This is a genomic window from Rhizobium sp. 01T437 (genome assembly GCF_056398505.1).
In genome coordinates this window covers 1-1,470 of record NZ_JBFTPM010000059.1, presented here as the reverse complement: position 1 = coordinate 1,470, position 1,470 = coordinate 1, and the positions used below count along the sequence as shown (strand labels likewise).

1 protein-coding gene is annotated in these 1,470 nt (G+C 60.1%); it reads left to right on the top strand.

Annotation, left to right across the window (positions count from 1 at the left end; translation table 11 throughout):
- Positions 1-744 (top strand): Asp-tRNA(Asn)/Glu-tRNA(Gln) amidotransferase subunit GatB (locus tag AC1DM5_RS36460; RefSeq protein ID WP_477976930.1); only part of this gene is annotated, 744 nt, incomplete at its 5' end.
- Positions 745-1,470: the final 726 nt, after the last annotated feature.

Here is a 1,470-nt window from a genome sequence, read left to right as displayed (position 1 = left end):
CGCCGCCAGATCGGTATCCTGGAGGATGGCGGCACCATCGATCAGGAAACCCGTCTCTTCGACCCGAACAAGGGCGAGACGCGGTCCATGCGCACCAAGGAGGATGCGCATGACTATCGCTATTTCCCCGATCCGGATCTGCTGCCGCTCGAATTCGACGATGCGTTCGTCGCCGAGCTGGCAAAGGACCTGCCCGAGCTCCCCGACGACAAGAAGGCCCGTTTTGTGCGCGAACTCGGCCTGTCGATCTACGATGCCTCCGTGCTTGTGTCCGAAAAGTCGATCGCCGATTATTTCGAAGCCGTTGCCGAAGGCCGCGACGGCAAGGCAGCGGCCAACTGGGTGATCAACGACTTGCTGGGCGCCTTGAACAGAACCGGCAGAGACATTGAGGAGACTCCGGTTTCGCCCGACCAGCTCGGCAGCATCATCGACCTCATCAAGGCCGAGACGATTTCCGGCAAGATCGCCAAGGACCTGTTCGAGATTGTGCTCACCGAAGGCGGCGATCCGGCCGAGATCGTCGAAAGCCGCGGCCTGAAGCAGGTGACGGATACCGGTGCGATCGAGAAGGCCGTCGATGAGATCATCGCCGCCAATCCGGATCAGGTCGCCAAGGTCAAGGCCAAGCCGACGCTTGCCGGCTGGTTCGTCGGCCAGGTCATGAAGGCGACCGGCGGCAAGGCCAATCCGCAGGCTGTGCAGGCCCTCGTCAAGGCTAAGCTCGGCATCGAGGAGGAGTAAGCTCCTTGGTCTATTTCGTTCGCACCGCAGAACGTGCTGAAGGAAGGAACTCGGAAGGCGCGCGCGCTTACGGAGCGGACGCTTGAAGGGGTGAAGGCTGCCCTCGGACTATTCGCCCTCTGAATTGTCGCAAATATCAGTCGCGAAACTTTGGCTTTTGCAAGCGAGTTTTGCGACAGAATTTCCCCTAAAAATTCAGCGCTGGCGATTTTGTCGCGAAAGTTAGAAAAATTGCGAAGGCGGTTGACGTCAGCCCGCCGACTAGAGAAGCGCCGCGCGGGAAAGCGGGAATTCGCGTAACGCGGGGGCGTGAGGAAGCGCAGCCGCAGGAGCGTCAGCGTGAGCAGACGCGGGACCGACTCCCCCGCGCTCACGTGTTCCGCTTGCGGGCCGATTTCGCCACCAGTCGCAATTCTCGAGATCGATGGTCGGCCCCCTTCCCTCATCACCTGCCCGGCCGCACGAGCGATCTTGCGATATCGATGATATCGTCAGGCGAGGCGGTGGTCTTCCCTGCCAGGCACCACTAGATTCGTGATAGGTCACGCCCGAAGGATAGAACTCTAGGTCCGCGGTAGTTTTGGGTGCTGCCCCACTCGGACGATAGTCAAAGAATCTGCGTCTGCATCGAGCAATCTTGTCGTGTCCAGCAGCAGGGTCGTATAAGGCGCGATGACGTCTGATTCAAAGATTTTTGTCGGCCTGAGACCGACGCGCAAGAAGCCG